At 61.3% G+C, this 14,818-nt stretch carries 14 protein-coding genes, 1 tRNA gene and 1 riboswitch; of the genes, 5 read left to right on the forward strand and 10 right to left on the reverse strand.

The features are described 5' to 3' along the window. Positions 1-178: 178 nt before the first annotated feature. From X265_RS34375 to X265_RS34390, 4 genes are all read right to left on the reverse strand, one after another. Complete coding sequence (locus X265_RS34375) at positions 179-949, reverse strand: M48 family metalloprotease (RefSeq protein ID WP_128968853.1); 771 nt, start codon at positions 947-949, stop codon at positions 179-181. Between the two features lie 34 nt (positions 950-983). Then, positions 984-2,384: a TIR domain-containing protein gene (locus tag X265_RS34380; RefSeq protein WP_128968854.1), complete on the reverse strand. Its 1,401-nt coding sequence runs from the start codon at positions 2,382-2,384 to the stop codon at positions 984-986. Between the two features lie 268 nt (positions 2,385-2,652). Then, positions 2,653-3,870: a tyrosine-type recombinase/integrase gene (locus X265_RS34385; protein WP_128968855.1), complete on the reverse strand. Its 1,218-nt coding sequence runs from the start codon at positions 3,868-3,870 to the stop codon at positions 2,653-2,655. 100 nt (positions 3,871-3,970) lie between these two features. Continuing rightward, positions 3,971-4,045: transfer RNA gene (locus tag X265_RS34390), tRNA-Gly, on the reverse strand. A gap of 178 nt (positions 4,046-4,223) precedes the next feature. Between X265_RS34390 and X265_RS34395 the strand changes: the two genes are divergently transcribed. From X265_RS34395 to X265_RS34410, 4 genes are all read left to right on the forward strand, one after another. Then, positions 4,224-4,802, forward strand: a complete 579-nt coding sequence (locus X265_RS34395; protein WP_128968856.1) for a methylated-DNA--[protein]-cysteine S-methyltransferase — start codon at positions 4,224-4,226, stop codon at positions 4,800-4,802. 9 nt (positions 4,803-4,811) lie between these two features. Continuing rightward, positions 4,812-5,651: a helix-turn-helix domain-containing protein gene (locus X265_RS34400; protein WP_128968857.1), complete on the forward strand. Its 840-nt coding sequence runs from the start codon at positions 4,812-4,814 to the stop codon at positions 5,649-5,651. Positions 5,652-5,706: 55 nt separating this feature from the next. After that, positions 5,707-6,066 carry a VOC family protein gene (locus X265_RS34405; protein WP_164938934.1) on the forward strand — a complete coding sequence of 120 codons (360 nt, stop codon included), beginning with the start codon at positions 5,707-5,709 and terminating at the stop codon, positions 6,064-6,066. Positions 6,067-6,203: 137 nt separating this feature from the next. After that, the gene (locus X265_RS34410) at positions 6,204-6,599 is read left to right on the forward strand and encodes an SRPBCC family protein (protein WP_128968859.1); all 396 of its coding nucleotides are present in this window, start codon (positions 6,204-6,206) and stop codon (positions 6,597-6,599) included. A 54-nt stretch (positions 6,600-6,653) separates the two neighbouring features. Here X265_RS34410 and X265_RS34415 read toward each other — a convergent pair whose 3' ends face one another. The 3 genes from X265_RS34415 to X265_RS34425 form a co-directional block, all read right to left on the reverse strand. Next, on the reverse strand, positions 6,654-8,096 hold the full coding sequence (locus tag X265_RS34415; protein WP_128968861.1) for an MATE family efflux transporter: 1,443 nt from the start codon (positions 8,094-8,096) through the stop codon (positions 6,654-6,656). Positions 8,097-8,341: 245 nt separating this feature from the next. Further along, a complete protein-coding gene (locus X265_RS34420) occupies positions 8,342-8,740 on the reverse strand; it encodes a PAS domain S-box protein (RefSeq protein ID WP_128968863.1) in 399 nt (132 codons plus the stop codon). Positions 8,741-8,916: 176 nt separating this feature from the next. Continuing rightward, the gene (locus X265_RS34425; protein ID WP_128969512.1) at positions 8,917-10,053 is read right to left on the reverse strand and encodes a 2'-deoxycytidine 5'-triphosphate deaminase; all 1,137 of its coding nucleotides are present in this window, start codon (positions 10,051-10,053) and stop codon (positions 8,917-8,919) included. A 78-nt stretch (positions 10,054-10,131) separates the two neighbouring features. Then, a riboswitch (SAM riboswitch) is annotated at positions 10,132-10,211 on the forward strand. A gap of 75 nt (positions 10,212-10,286) precedes the next feature. Between X265_RS34425 and X265_RS34430 the strand changes: the two genes are divergently transcribed. Beyond that, positions 10,287-11,474: an O-succinylhomoserine sulfhydrylase gene (locus X265_RS34430; protein WP_164938936.1), complete on the forward strand. Its 1,188-nt coding sequence runs from the start codon at positions 10,287-10,289 to the stop codon at positions 11,472-11,474. A gap of 112 nt (positions 11,475-11,586) precedes the next feature. Here X265_RS34430 and X265_RS34435 read toward each other — a convergent pair whose 3' ends face one another. The 3 genes from X265_RS34435 to X265_RS34445 are packed head-to-tail and all read right to left on the reverse strand — an operon-like array spanning position 11,587 to position 14,642. Then, positions 11,587-12,588 carry an SGNH/GDSL hydrolase family protein gene (locus X265_RS34435; RefSeq protein ID WP_128968865.1) on the reverse strand — a complete coding sequence of 334 codons (1,002 nt, stop codon included), beginning with the start codon at positions 12,586-12,588 and terminating at the stop codon, positions 11,587-11,589. A 12-nt stretch (positions 12,589-12,600) separates the two neighbouring features. Beyond that, positions 12,601-13,380, reverse strand: a complete 780-nt coding sequence (locus tag X265_RS34440; RefSeq protein WP_128968866.1) for an SGNH/GDSL hydrolase family protein — start codon at positions 13,378-13,380, stop codon at positions 12,601-12,603. After that, on the reverse strand, positions 13,380-14,642 hold the full coding sequence (locus tag X265_RS34445; RefSeq protein WP_128968867.1) for an OpgC domain-containing protein: 1,263 nt from the start codon (positions 14,640-14,642) through the stop codon (positions 13,380-13,382). The genes X265_RS34440 and X265_RS34445 overlap by 1 nt, the downstream gene beginning before the upstream one ends. Between the last annotated feature and the right edge of the window lie 176 nt (positions 14,643-14,818).

A 14,818-nucleotide genomic window follows, 5' to 3' on the forward strand; every position in this document is an offset into this window, starting at 1 on the left:
CACTGCTATCCTTGAGTCGCAACACCGCCTTTTTCAACAAAATCGGCCCTTCTCGGAAGTCCGAGAACGTCCGCTCGCGCCGTTGTTGGGGGACAAGCGGACACCAGGTACGCCTACTCTCAGCGGCAGATTTTATGAGTACGCACCCTAGATGCGGTTGGGCTCGTCGAGATGAAACTCAGCGCTTGGCGTATAGCGCAAAACGTACTCCGTCATCAGAAGCCGTTTCAAGTGTCTGGTTATCGGCTCCGAGCCTAAAGCCGCCTTGGAATGCTTCTCCTCGCAAGTCAAGTGGACCATGAATGGTTGGATTTGTGTAAGAAGCGTCCCCGAATTTAGTTAGTTGACGTGTGAATATTTCAAGTTGACCGCCGGCTGGGTAATAGTCTCGTGTGCGACCTCTCGTTCTGCCTAGGTAGTAACCCGAGATGAAGTCGGCATGAAGTTCAGCATTGATGTCGCCCCATGTCGGGTTGCTGTCGCTCCACGGTATACCACTTTTTTTCACTGCATCTTCGATGCGCGCTCCAAAAAATTGGTAGATATGCGCACATTCGTGAGCGCAAATACCCGCGAGAGAGAACGCCCCATCGTCTTCCTGCAATAAGGTTTCAATTAAAGCTAATCCGAGAACAACGGTACCACTAGTGCCGTCCACGATCGTCTGTTTGGAAGCAAAAGCGTTATTGTCTCGTATGAACTTGATTCCGGGATTTATGTTAAGAACGCGAACGATACTTTTGAGCTCAGAGATAATCACTCTGTCGACAATGTCGCTTTGAGACCTGTTGTACAGTTGGTGGTCAAAGTACCGACCCGATTTAGAATCGGGATTGACGAGCAGTGGGGTCGGCTGCCTGGGCGAAGATGCGGCTAGAGAGGTCTCGCTAAAGTATGGTGATAGCGAGCCTACAATAGCAAGCTGGAAGACTTTTCGCCGGTTCAACATCACGGCTCCAAGGCAATAGCTAGGTACACACCCATTAACATCCTCCCTGGCCCTGGGAACACCGTAGTCGTTGATCGGCTGTGGACTCGCAATTTCCTAGTCCCTTGAAGCAATCAACCTTTCCTGTTCCGGAAAGAGAAGACGTTTGCTCAGCGTCTTTCTCCAAAGTATCCAACAAGTCACGCCTTGCAGAATCTGGCAAACGACATAGAGCTGGAAATTGAAAGCAGGCAGCTCGATATCGTTTAGCCGGTACACTATCTCCTGGGGTGAATGTTGGCCAAGCGTCTGTCAGTAAGTCAGGATTGAAATAGTTGAGAGTGATTGCCGCAGGTATAGCAAGAAATGTAAGCAGTATGAGCCATCGCAGCGGAAGCGCGGCTAGTACGCGTACCCAGAGCGGCATGCGTGTCGGATTGTCAGCCGCTCTGGGTGCTTCTCCGCGAAGAAATGGCACCCAGTACTTCTCGCAGAATAGTGGGGTCAGAAAATCGCTGTGTCTGTAGTTCTTGTGGAAACGAGTTACGGTCCCGGGTCTATTCCACTGGAATGCTCCGACAGATCCATATCCCCACCCTGCGCTTTCTGCGAGAGCTGGCCAAAAGTCACGAGTGCCGACCTCATTGATTAGGGGGTCGTCGAAGAGTTCAACGACTTTACTGAATTTGTAGTCTTCCCGGACAACACTCCCGGCAAAGATTATGCGGTGCCATTTGAATTCCGGATGCTTCATCAAGATTTCTGAGATGACATAAGTGCCAAAGCTATGGCTAATCACCGACATCTTCTCCGGGGGCTTTCCTTCCTTGCGTTTATAAAGCATCAGTGACGTGTTGATGTCCTCGACGACCCTACTTAGAGGATCACTCCGAAATAGACCGAATGGGGCAAGAAATCTAAGCGCTCCGAATCTTCCGAAGCTTGTAAGTCCAACTGCGAAGCCGGCACGCTCTAGTACCGGTGCAATTGTGCCCATCCAAGATGCGCGTGTTCGTATTCCATGTACAAGGATGACGAGGTGATTCTTAAGTTCCGCCGCCTTCCGGCTCGATGCGTCGGAGCGACGGATTCCGAGATTCGCGAGCCCAGCAAAGATGCCCTCGCGGTTTGATATTAGTTCTGTTTGGAACACACCGAAGGGCGCGGGAATTTCGTCTACGGTCATGTTAGGCGTCATGACCTGGACAAGTGCACCTCTCTCCCGAGCACGGTTAGCCTCCCAGCGCACCCAGTCCGATTGTGCAGCTTCAGGCGACCAGATTACGATTACGGCTCCGGCCTGGTCTATCTCGCGAGCTATTGCATCAGAGAATCTCTCGCCGGCGATCAACGAGGTGTCGTACCAAACGGTAAAACCAGCCTCCATGAGGTCGCGGGCCAAAGCTGCGACGATTCGGGCATTCCTAGTAGAATAACTTATGAAAATATCCGCCATGGCAAAAGCCAATACCCCCGCTTGGCGCTTCGAAGCTGAGTGAGTGTATCAGGTGCGGAGCTAAGCGGTAGGTAGTGCCTGTTCTTTTTGAGGTAGTTTGCCTAAGCCGTCTCCGCTCGGGGACTATGGTAGAAAGTTAACACGAGAGAAGCTGCGTCGAAGATGCCCATTCTGGCGTCCTCACTCTGCCAGGGTTTGCGCGGACGTGGGAGAAATCGCTCAAAGGCCGGTATATGCTTGGCGATGGCCATCGCGACAGCATCCTTGGTCACGGTTCCCAAATGTGAAAACTGTTCGCGGACCTCGGCGTGAGTGTGAAAGACTGGTTTGAGCGAATATCGCTTACAGTCTGCTGCGAGTGACTATTAAGTAGATTTGTTACGTAGCTTTCGATTTTTGTAAGAGCATCTTTTTTCTCGCTCAAATAATCGTACCGATCATAGATCTCGTCGAGATCGTTACGCCCTGCCCCGGTCACATGATTGAGCGCTATCTCTGCAATCTCGCGCGGCACCTTGAACCGCGCGAGCATCGACCGGAATGTCCGGCGAAGATCTCGTATCTGCCAGCCACTCACTCCCGAGCGCTTGTCGAGTTCCTTTTTGAATTTTCCCCAGGAGCCATCCTTGAAATGGTCGTCAATCAAACGCCCAGGAAAATAGTAGCGCGCGTTCGTCTTGTTACGATCGAGAATAGCGCGCGCTATCGGTAAAATCGGAATTGCATGCGCGCGGCCGTTCTTCGTGAACTCCCCAGGTATGGTCAGTATGTCGCGCTCTATCCATTGAGGCATTAGACGACCAATTTCGCCATTCCGGCAGCCCCAGAGAATAAGTAGACGGATCATGTCTCCAAACATCCCCTCGCAAGCATTCCAGACCTTGCGAAGCTCGTCGTCCGACAGGATGCGCTTTCCTTTCTTATCTTTGCCTGGGACTGGATAGCCATCGAGAGGGCTATGCTTGATGTACCGATGCGGCGGCCTCATGCACCACTTGAAGAACACGCGAAGCACGCGGAATGCATGGAGCCGTTCACTCGGGGTATCGGCAAGTTTTTTCAGATCCGCGCTTATGTGCTCGTCGGTGATCTCTGAAAGCAGTTTCATGCTGAGCAGTGGAAACTTTGTCGTAAGCAGACGCTTCGCCTCGTGTTTCGTCCTTGGTTTTTTGCTCTGGTAGTGATCTTCGATAAAGGTAGTCACTGCAACGTCGAACAGCACACCCGTCTTAACGACCGGTGCTGTAATCCCAAGCGTCTTTTCTGCAAGGATGCGTCGCGCTTCCTCGCGTGCCTTCGAGAGTGTCACTATACCGAAGCGGCCGAGCGTGCGGCGCTTACCGCTTCCGATCATGAGAATGAACGTTTTTGATCCCCCTTGGGAAACGCGTACGCCGAGCGGACTAGTCTTGTCCCAGACCGTAAGCTGCCCTTTCGGCGGCGGTTTGAGTGCGCGAAGGCTTACGTCAGTCAGATTGGCTTTCATTAGGCACCTCTAGGCACCGGCAAGTTCGTGTCGCCGCGGTTTACAGTGGCAACCGATGCCTAGTCGTACCGAGAGAAAAGCCTTCTGTCACAGGCACCTATGGTGAACCACGGTGCATTGTGAGCCAGCGACGTAGCAGCTTGGGAAGCTGCCGTTCTACCATTGAACTACGCCCGCCCGATGCGCGTATCGCGCACTCATCCTGATTAGCCGAGACGGTGTCCGGCGCCAAGAGCTTTGGCGCGTCAGGCCGTACCGATGTTAACGTCCCGGCAAGATTTTGGGTGCGCCGGATTGTGGCAGTGTTATGATCGAGCCTTGGGGAAGAAACGTGCACTGAGTGGGGCGTGTGCATGGTGGGGCGCGCTTACGCAATTTTCGACACGGCGATCGGCCGCTGCGGCATCGTCTGGAGCAATTCCGGCGTAGTGGCCGTGCAATTGCCGGAGGCGCGGGAGATCGACACCCGCCGCCGGATTTTCCAGGTCCATCCCGAGGCGCGCGAGCAGGCGCCGCCGCTCAACACCGAGCTGGCGATCGAGGGCATCGTGACCTTGCTGCAAGGCAGCGATCCCGATTTTTCCGACGTCAGTCTCGATGCCGGCGGCGTGTCGGCCTTCAACCGGCGCGTCTATGAATATGCCTGCACCATCCCGCGCGGGGAGACGCGGACCTATCACGAGATTGCCAAGGCGCTGGGCGCCTCGGGCGCGGCGCATTCGGTGGCGCAGGCCATCTCCCGGAATCCCTACATGATCATCGTGCCCTGCCACCGGGTGCTGGAAGCGGGCGGCTACGCCGACAGGATCTCGCCTTACGGCGGGGTGATCTCGAAGCGACGTCTCTTGTCGCTCGAAGGCGCCCATCCGATTGCCAGCAAGACGCTGTTCGATGTGCTGCTGCCCGTTGCTCCGCCGCGCGCGCCCTCCTAAATACCGGGGATGGATGCGACCACGCTGCTGACGTCAGACGCGATGACGGTCTCCGAGTTTCGCTGCGACGCGGGACCGGACGACCAGCCGTTTGCCGAGTGTCGCACCGGCCACTCCATCGCCTATGTCCGCGCGGGAAGCTTCGGCTGCCATTGCCGCGCCGGCTTCTTCGAGCTGGTGGCGGGCTCGCTGCTGGTCGGTGCGCCCGGCGACGAATACACCTGCACGCATGAGCACGTCTGCGGCGATGTCTGCCTGTCGTTCTTCCTCAGCGAGGAGCTCGTCGATGCTCTCGGCGGGCGGCGCGAGACCTGGCAGGTCGGCGCGACGCCGCCGCTGCCCGCGCTGATGGTGCTGGGCGAGCTCGCGCAAGCCGCGGCAGATGGCAACAGCGATCTGGGCCTCGACGAGATCGGGCAGCTTCTGGCCGCCCGCTTTGTCGAGATAGTCTCGGGCACGCCGCGCAAAAAGATGACGACGATGGCGCGCGACCGCCGCCGCGCGGTGGAGGCCGCGTTGTGGATCGACGACAACTCCCATGCCGAGGTCGATCTCGAACAGATCGCGCGCCTGGCAGGGCTGAGCTCGTTCCATTTCCTGCGGTTGTTTTCCAACGTGCTCGGCGTCACGCCGCATCAATATCTGGTGCGCTCGCGGCTGCGGCATGCGGCGCGCCTGCTCACGGAGGACGACATCGCGGTGACCGACATCGCCTATGATGTCGGGTTCGGCGACCTCTCCAATTTCGTCCGCACCTTCCATCGCGCCGCCGGCGTGTCGCCGACCAGGTTCCGGCAGGCCTCGAAGGGCAGGCGCAAGATTCTCCAAGAGCCGCTCGCCCTCAACTGACTAAGGTCGTCTTCGGCGCACGCCGCTTGCGGCGCGCTTTGCAATGGAGATGACCATGTACGACCATATCGGGCTGCGCGTTGCCGACCTCGACGCCGCCACGCGTTTCTACACCGCCGTGCTGGCGCCGCTGGGTTACGTGCTGTGCTCGAGCGGCGACGGCTATGCCGGCTTCGGGCCGAAGGGCGAGCCGGCGCTCTGGCTGCATCTGAACAAGGGCCGCAAGGCCGACGGCGCGCATATCGCATTTCGCGCCGGGAATCATGATGCGGTGAAGGCGTTTCACAGCGAAGGTCTGAAGAGCGGCGGCCGCGACAATGGCGGCGCCGGGCCGCGCAAGGATTACAGCCCGACGTACTACGCGGCGTTCCTGATCGACCCTGATGGCAACAACATCGAGGCGGTTTGTACGTGAGTGATCGCCACACGCAAAATTTCGTGGGGTGGGCAAAGCGTAGCGTCCCCACCATCACGTGCAAACAGCAATAGGTCGTGGGCACGGCGCAGGTGCGCCTTTGCTCACCCTACGGGATCTTTCTCCAGAGGAACAACATGGCCTCCATCCACAACGACATCGCCCTCCCCGCCCCGGCCCGCGACGTCTGGGATGCGGTGCGCGATTTCGGCGCGCTGCCTCGGCGGCTGGTGCCGGGATTCGTCACCGCTTGCGAGCTCGACGGCGATGCGCGCATCGTCACCTTCGCCAACGGCTCGGTGGCGCGCGAGACCCTAGTCGATTGCGACGATTCGCGGCAGCGGCTGGTCTATGCGATCAACAGCGAACGGCTGAAGCATTACAGCGCCTCGGTGCAGGTGATTGCCGATGGCGAGGCGAAATGTCGCCTGGTCTGGATCATCGACATGCTGCCGAACGAGCTTGCCCCTTACGTGCAGGAGCAGACCAAGGCGGCCGTGACTGCCATGCACAAGGCGTTTCCGTCGGGCTAGCCTTGTCCGATCCCCCGAGGTCAGCTGTGGCGGCCATCGCCGCCACAGGAACCGCTAATCGGCGGCCGAGAGCACCGGACGAACCGCCGGCTTCGTCTCGCGCGGCCCCCAGCGGGTCAGCACCACGCTGGAGCTCGAGAGCAGGCCGAGCACGACCATCGAGCTTGCGGCGAGCCAGAAGAAGTTTTGCGCGGTGGCTTCGTGCGTCGACAGCCACCAGCCGCAGGTCGCGATGTAGATCAGCCGCGCGGTCTGCGCCAGCACCGGACCGATCACCTTGGCCGCTCCCTGCGACGAGAAGTACATCGTCGAGGCGAGGCCGATGAAGGCGTAGAACGGCGCCACCGTCGACAGATATTGATGGCTGGTCGCGCGCACATTGGCGCTGTCGGTGAAGATGTTGACCCAGAGATCGGGGAACAGTGCGACGAGGCAGGCGGGCGTGCCGACGGCAACGAAGGCGCTCGCGCCCGCGATCCAGGCGATGCGGCGGGCACGGGCGATGCGGCCGGCGCCGACCGCCATGCCGATCATCGGCACGGAGGCGATGCCGAACGAGAACGCGATCGACGTCAGCAGAAATTCCAGCCGCGCGCCAATGCCGTAGCCGGCAAGGATCGCGGTACCGAACTTCGCCAGCAAGTGGGTGAAGATCGAGATCGTCAGCACCGATTGCAGCGGCGAGAAGCAGGCGATGGCGCCGACCTTCAGGATGTCGAAGAACATCGCCCATTGGATGCGAAGCCCGCGCAGCTTGGGGACGACGCGCGCGCGGCCCGAGAACAGATACCAGCCCATGATGCAGATGTTCATGGAATAGGCGATCAGCGCACCGGCCGCGACGCCGCGCATGCCGAGCTGCGGGACGGGTCCGAGCCCGAGGCCCAAGGTGCCGCCGAGCACGATCTGCCAGACCGCGGAGTTGAGGATCAACAGCGACGGCAGCTTCATGTTGCCGGTGCCGCGCAGCACGCCGGCCATGGTGTTGAGCAGCCAGGGCAGCACCGCCCCGCCGAAGAACACCTGCGTGTAGGCGATCGCATGAGTCAGCACATTGCCGCGCCCGCCGAGCATGGTGAGCACCTGGGACCCGAAGATCAGCATGCCCAGCATGAACACGAGACCGAAGGTGATGCCGATCAGGAGTGCATGCGCGGCCAGCGTCCCAGCACGCTCGCGGTCGCCGGCGCCGAGCGCGCGTGCGATGGCGGAAGCTACGGCACCGCCCATGGCGCCGCCCGACATCGTCATGGTCAGGATCACGGTCGGAAACACCAGCGCCATCGCGGCCAGCGCTTCGACGCCGAGACGTCCGATATAGGAGGTCTCCGCGATCACCACGCAGGTGCCGGCGGACAGCGCGACGACGTTCGGCCAGGCGAGCCCCAGCAGCGTGCGCAGGATCGGCCCGTCGGTCAGCGCACTCCGCACGGGGCGCGGGGACGGCGGCAGCGGACGTTCCTGCTCATCGACCGGGATCTCGGCGATGTCCGTCATTTCGTCTCCCGGGCAAATGCGCCATCTGCGGCGCGGCAATGCATAGGTGTGCTAATCAATTCACTCGCGCGAAAGGCGCGTCCGGCAATTGTTAGCACGCCGGCCGCCGATTCCTCCTGCGTCAGGTGCAGGCGTGCTCTGCGGCAGCGCATTTCGGACCGTGGAATTGCGGTCCTGGGTCAACTCCGCATCACGAATTTTGCGACGGCCCGATTGCGGAGCCTTAGTTTAGCGAAGCTTCAATTTTACGAAGCTTTGGCGGCGCGCTCGCGTTCGACGCGCTCGGTGACGTCGCGCGCCATCGCGACCGATCCGAGCACGTTGCCGCCCGCGTCACGCACCAGCGCGAAGGTCATTTCGATGTAGAGCTTGCGTCCGCTCTTGTGCAGTGCGCGGGTCAGCGTCGGCTTGCCCGCAAGCTTCATCGTACCGCTGGCGAGCGCGGCCTCAAAGCCCTTCCAGTGCGCGGCGCGCAGATGCTCGGGGATGATCAGATCGAGATTCTGGCCGAGCGCTTCGTCTGCCGCGAAGCCGAACAGTGCGGCGGATGCGCGATTCCATCGCATGATGGTGCCGGAGCGATCCGAATAGATCAGCGCGTCGGCGACGTCGTTGAGGATGTGTGCGTCGAGTTGATCGGTCATGGCGAGACCTCGTTGGATTTCATACATCCTGACACAAATTCGGTGTCATCGCCCGACTTGATCGGGCGATCCAGTACTCCGAGACGGCGGTGATCAAGTCGAGAAGCCGCGGCGTACTGGATTCCCCGCTTTCGCGACGCTTTCGCGGGGAATGACAGCGGAGCGCGAGGCTCACACTACACCCGGAAATGCTTGCTCAGCTTCAGGCCCTGCGCCTGGTAGTTGGAACCGATGCGCTGGCCGTACATGGCATCGGGGCGAGACAGCATCTTCTCGTAGACGAGGCGGCCGACGATCTGGCCGTGCTCGAGGATGAACGGCACTTCGCGTGAGCGCACTTCCAGCACGGCGCGCGATCCTTGCCCGCCGGCACCTGCATAGCCGAAGCCGGGATCGAAGAATCCGGCGTAATGCACGCGGAACTCGCCGACCAGCGGATCGAACGGAACCATCTCCGCGGCATAATCGGGCGGCACCTGCACCGCTTCCTTCGAGGCGAGGATATAGAACTCACCGGGATCGAGGATCAGGCTGCCGTCGGGGCGCGCCGAGATCGGCTCCCAGAAATCTTCCACCGCATAGCCCGAACGACGATCGACATCGACGACGCCGGTGTGACGTTTGGCGCGATAGCCGACGAAGCCACTGCCCTTCTCGCCGGAGAGATCGACGGAGACGGCGACGCCGCCCGTGAGATCGGCATCGTCGACATCGACCAGGCGCTCGGCGGCATGCAGGCCATCGAGCTCGTCGGCAGTGAGGATGGCATCGCCGGTGCGGAAGCGCACCTGGCTGAGGCGCGAGCCCTCGCGCACCAGCACCGGGAACGTCTTCGGACTGATCTCGGCGTAGAGCGGACCGTGATAGCCGGCGCCGATCATGTCGAAGCGGCGGGTGCCATCGGCGATCACGCGGGTGAAGACATCGAGGCGGCCGGTGGAGCTTTTGGGGTTCGCGGCAGCGACGATCTCCGGCGGCAGCGCGAGACTCTCCAGCAGCGGCACGATGTAGACGCAGTTGGTCTCCAGCACCGCGCCGTCGGCGAGGCTGAACTCGTGCAGCTTCAACTGGTCGATGCGCTCGGCGACGGTGGCGCCGGGACCGGGCAGGAAGCTCGCGCGCACGCGATAGGCGATGTCGCCGAGGCGCAGATCGAGGCTCGCCGGCTGGATCTGGCTTTCGACGAAATCGTAGGCGGGCAGGATAAGGCCCTCTTCCGCCATCGCCGCGATCATGCGGTCGGGCAGGATACCATTGGCGTCGGCGGCGACCGTGAAACTCAACCGGGAATCCTCGTCAGGGGGCAAACGCATCCGGACATGCGAAAATACCAGCATTTACGGCTATCCGATGGACGCCTTGACGGAAAGGGCATTGCGGAATATGAGCATCACTTATCCCGTGGTGATTTGAGCCGGCCGGCTTGCAGCCACGTTAAATAAGTCGCTAAACAGGCCGGGGACCTCTGTGATCCCGGCCCGTGGAGATATCCAGGCCGGTTTTTTTTGTGACCGTTTTTGACGAGACGGTCATATCGGAGGGTCCTATGTCGAAGTCGCCTGCTGCTTACCGCCCCGAAACCCGTCTGGTCCATTCCGGCACGCTGCGCTCGCAATATGGCGAGACGTCGGAGTCGCTGTTCCTGACGCAGGGCTACGTCTACAACAGCGCCGAGGAGTGCGAGGCGCGGTTCAAGGGCGAGGACCCCGGCTTCATTTACTCGCGCTATTCGAACCCGACGATCGCAATGTTCGAGCGCCGCATGATCGAGCTCGAAGGCGCCGAGGCCGCGCGATCGGCTGCGACCGGCATGGCGGCAGTGACGACGGCGATCCTGGCGCCGCTCAAGGCCGGTGATCACGTGGTGGCGTCGCGCGCGCTGTTCGGCTCCAATCTCTATGTGTTGCAGGACCTGCTGCCGCGCTACGGTATCGAGACCACCCTGGTCGACGGTGCCAATCTGGACGAATGGCAGCGGGCGGCGAAACCCAATACCAAGACGTTCTTTCTGGAGAGCCCGACCAACCCGACGCTCGACGTGCTCGACATTCCTGGCATTGCCGAGATCGCGCACCAGGCCGGCGCGCGGCTGATCGTCGACAACGTGTTCGCAACGCCGATCTGGCAGAGCCCGCTCGCGCTCGGGGCCGACGTCGTCGTCTACTCCGCGACCAAGCATATCGACGGCCAGGGCCGCTGCCTCGGCGGCATCATCCTGTCGTCGGAAGCCTTCATCGCCGAGCACATCCACAATTTCATGCGCCAGACCGGCCCGTCGATCTCGCCGTTCAACGCCTGGGTTTTGCTCAAGGGACTGGAGACGCTCGGGGTGCGCGTGCGCGCGCAGACCGACACCGCCGCGCGCATCGCCGACGTGCTGGCAAGCCATCCAAAGATTGCGCGGCTGGTCTATCCCGGCCGCGAGGATCATCCGCAGGCGGCACTGGTCAAGAAGCAGATGCGGGGCGGCTCGACGCTGGTCGGCTTCGAGGTGAAGGGCGGCAAGGCCGCGGCCTTCCGCGTGCTCAACGAGCTCAAGCTCGCGAAGATCTCGAACAATCTCGGCGATGCCAAGAGCCTCGTGACCCATCCGGCGACGACGACACATCAGCGGTTGAAGCCCGAGGTACGCGCCGAGCTCGGGATCGGCGAGGGATTCATTCGCTTCTCGGCCGGGCTCGAGCATCCGGATGATCTGATCGAGGATCTGACCGCGGCGCTGGAGAAGGCGTGAGAAACGAGTTCTTGTAGGGTGGGCAAAGCGCAGCGTGCCCACCATCCTCGATTACGATGACGAGGTGGTGGGCACGGCGCTTTGCGCCTTTGCCCACCTACGGCACCCGTGCCTACATCGGCCGATAGGTCCGCACATCCGCCGGCACGTTGACGCCCAGCTTGATCTGGCCGACCGAGCGGATGATGTCGTCGCCGAGCAACTGGGCGAAGCAGGCATAGCCCCAATCGTTCATGTGCAGGCCGTCGGCGATGACGAAGCTCTCGACCGGCAGCGCCTGCTTCTCGTGCCAGTCGCGCATCACCTCGAAGCGCGGAAAAATGCCGACGTGACGCAGCTCGGCGACCTTGCCGAGCAGCTTCACCATCTTGCCCGCGCTCTCGGCGCGCTTGTTGACGGCAGGTGAATATTGCGGATCGACCAGCACGATGTCGGCCTCGTCGGCGGCCTGGATCCGGCTGATGCCTTCTTCCACTGTTTTCGCCGTATCGCCGGGATCGAGGTTACGCAGCACGGCATTGGTACCGACCTGCCAGATCACCATGTCAGGATGCACGTCGATCACCTCCTTCTGGAGGCGCTTCATCATCTCGGGCGCGTCCTCGCCACCGACACCGGCATTGATGACGGTGATATCGGCGGTCGGATATTGCCGACGCAATTGCGCGGCGAGGCGGTTCGGGTAATTGAAGTCCGGCGAGCTCGCGCCAAATCCCGCGGTCGAGGACGAGCCGAACGCGACGATCACGACGGGCTTGCCGGCAATGAGCTTGTTCGCGACATGCGGCAAGGAGCCCATGGTCTTCGAGACGCCCTTCGGCGACAGGCAGGGCACGCGGCTGAAAATATCGCCGGCGGATTTCGCGACCTGCTTCACCTTGTCGATGGCGCGCGAGGTGAGACCGCGCTGCTCGCCTGCCGGCTGGCCGGTTGCGGCGACGGTCGTCTGGGACGGTGACGGCGGAGCGGGATCAGCCGCCTGCTGTGGAGCAGCTGTCGTCTGCGCGGCTTGCGCGCGAGCGGGTGTCTGCACGATGGGCATCAGCATCAGCAGCGCCGCCGCTGCGGGCGCAGCCAGCCGTGTCGACAGGCAAAAAGGGCGGAGAGAACTCATTAACGCTAGACCTCAATTTTGCTGCTCGGCCGGCCCCAGATGGGCGGCGTCGATCACGAACTGTGCCAACGCCCGGCCGATGCAATCATGGACCTGCTTCGCCAGCTCTGGGCCGCGGGTCGGGCTGAACAGGTCGAACTGACCCTGATCATTCCACTGCCGCATCATCGCGAAACGGTCGAACAGCGGGATATCATGCTCCTGCGCCACCACCCGCATATTATCAAGATAAGGCGGCGCCGAGATCATGGTTTCGGTGCGGGGGCTGTACTGCAAATTCATCAAGACGACGTCAGCCCCTGCATTTTGCAACGCAGCGACCCCTTCGGTCACCGCGTTGCGAAACTCGTCGGGATCGATGGATCGGATAGCATCCACGGTCCCGGTCTGCCAGATCACCAAAGTAGGCGTTTTTGCTTCCATCAGCTTAACGAAGCTTCCGGCAGTCTCCTCCGCGGTCTTCTTGCTCTGTATTTCTACGGAGACGTGCACGACCTCCGACGGCGGCAGCTTCTCCTTGAGGATCGCCTCCATGCGCGCCGGATAGGAGCTGCTCTCCGACGACGGAATGGTCGTCGAGCGGCTTCCGACGACCAGGATTTCGAGCGGTTTGCCTGATTTGACGGTGTCGGCGACCTTGTGGAGCTGGCTTTCGCTTGTCAGCAGGTAGGACGGCAATTCGCACGCCGCGGGCAGGGTCGGAGCAGCAGGCGCAGCATCCTCGGCGCGCGCCGACGGCGCGGCGAGGCCACCGCACAGCAGGATCAGGCTCAGGAGTACCTTCGCCTTCATCAGCCCCCTCCCGCCAGATCGGCGTTGCCGACGGCGTTTTTGGTTTTCGCACCGCTCTTGTCAGCCACGCGCTTGTACCACGAAATCACCCAAGCCACCGCCCACATGATCAGGATTCCGGCGAGACTGATCAGCGCATGCATGGCCGGTCCACCGGAGACCTCGGCCAGAATGAAATGGCCGGCAAAGGCCAGGAAGACGCCGAGACAGAATATCTCCAGGGAATGCTGGCCGCACAGGATCAGCGGCCGCAGCCACGGCGATTTCAGGCCCGGCCACTCGCGCGGCAGGAAGCGCACGGTGAGCGCCGCCAGCGCCAGGAAATGCGTGAAGCGCAGCACGTCCAGGTCGGTCTTGTCGATCGGATACATCCACTGCTCGAGCCGCTTCGGCATGAAGTGCGACAGCTGCGGCACGTACCAGGTCAGCGTCACGCAGAACGCTGCGACGAGATAGGCAATCGAGATCCACATCGTCACCGGGGAGGCGAGAATGCGCGACATGCGTCGCGCACCTCCGAGCGCGCACCAGGCCCCGAACACGAACAGCAATTGCCATGCCAGCGGATTGAACGCCCAGAAGCCGTTCGGATAGGCCGAGAAGTAGAGGTCGAACTCCCACGTCGCAGCGTAGAGCAGGGCCGACAGCGCCAGCGTGACGTCCGGCTTCCACTTCATCGACCACAGGATCAGCGGCAGCGCCAGCATCAGCACGATATAGAGCGGCAGCACGTCCATGTTGACGGGACGGAAGCGCAAGAGCAGCGCCTGCACGATGGTGATGTCGGGCTGCTTGAGGAAATCCATGATCCCCATCTCTTCGGTGTAGAGCGGGTTCTCGAAGCTGGTCGCCACATAGGAGATCTCGGCGAGGAAGATCGTGAACAGGAAGACGTGGGCGACATAGATCTGCCAGACCCGGCGCAGGATGCGCGCGGTGGCGACCACGAAGCTGTTCTCCAGCATGGCGCGGCCATAGACGAACGCGGCGGTGTAGCCGGAGATGAAGATGAATATCTCGGTGGCGTCGCTGAAGCCGTAATTGCGGATCGTGAACCAGGTCAGCAAATTCGGCGGCAGATGGTCGATGAAGATCAGCCACAGGGCCAGGCCGCGAAACAGGTCGAGCCTGAGCTCGCGCTCGCCGATGGCGGGCAGCGTGATCGCCGGCGCACGCAGCTTCGCCTCCATGGGCTTGGCACCCGCGGGGTTGGCGCTTGCGGTTCCTGCGATCGATCCCGTCACTTGATCGGCAATGGTCATCGGGGCCCAAAAACCCTTCCGCAAATCGCGACGTTTCAAGGGAGTGTATCGGTCCGGTCGCCGCCTCGCAAAGCGGCCGGATCACATACGGGTGTATCTTGGGGGTGTACTTCCCCGTTAATTCTGGCGGGACGATGTCGCCAAAGCCCCCCGCGGCATTTGGTTCCGGGCGAGGA

The sequence above is a fragment of the Bradyrhizobium guangdongense genome, assembly GCF_004114975.1.
GTDB classification, from domain to species: domain Bacteria; phylum Pseudomonadota; class Alphaproteobacteria; order Rhizobiales; family Xanthobacteraceae; genus Bradyrhizobium; species Bradyrhizobium guangdongense.

Coding starts and splice junctions, on each gene's coding strand:
- X265_RS34375 (WP_128968853.1), bottom strand. CDS start 949: ATGTTGAACCGGCGAAAAGTCTTCCAGCTTGCTATTGTAGGCTCGCTA.
- X265_RS34380 (WP_128968854.1), bottom strand. CDS start 2,384: ATGGCGGATATTTTCATAAGTTATTCTACTAGGAATGCCCGAATCGTC.
- X265_RS34385 (WP_128968855.1), bottom strand. CDS start 3,870: ATGAAAGCCAATCTGACTGACGTAAGCCTTCGCGCACTCAAACCGCCG.
- X265_RS34395 (WP_128968856.1), top strand. CDS start 4,224: ATGGTGGGGCGCGCTTACGCAATTTTCGACACGGCGATCGGCCGCTGC.
- X265_RS34400 (WP_128968857.1), top strand. CDS start 4,812: ATGGATGCGACCACGCTGCTGACGTCAGACGCGATGACGGTCTCCGAG.
- X265_RS34405 (WP_164938934.1), top strand. CDS start 5,707: ATGTACGACCATATCGGGCTGCGCGTTGCCGACCTCGACGCCGCCACG.
- X265_RS34410 (WP_128968859.1), top strand. CDS start 6,204: ATGGCCTCCATCCACAACGACATCGCCCTCCCCGCCCCGGCCCGCGAC.
- X265_RS34415 (WP_128968861.1), bottom strand. CDS start 8,096: ATGACGGACATCGCCGAGATCCCGGTCGATGAGCAGGAACGTCCGCTG.
- X265_RS34420 (WP_128968863.1), bottom strand. CDS start 8,740: ATGACCGATCAACTCGACGCACACATCCTCAACGACGTCGCCGACGCG.
- X265_RS34425 (WP_128969512.1), bottom strand. CDS start 10,053: ATGCGTTTGCCCCCTGACGAGGATTCCCGGTTGAGTTTCACGGTCGCC.
- X265_RS34430 (WP_164938936.1), top strand. CDS start 10,287: ATGTCGAAGTCGCCTGCTGCTTACCGCCCCGAAACCCGTCTGGTCCAT.
- X265_RS34435 (WP_128968865.1), bottom strand. CDS start 12,588: ATGAGTTCTCTCCGCCCTTTTTGCCTGTCGACACGGCTGGCTGCGCCC.
- X265_RS34440 (WP_128968866.1), bottom strand. CDS start 13,380: ATGAAGGCGAAGGTACTCCTGAGCCTGATCCTGCTGTGCGGTGGCCTC.
- X265_RS34445 (WP_128968867.1), bottom strand. CDS start 14,642: ATGACCATTGCCGATCAAGTGACGGGATCGATCGCAGGAACCGCAAGC.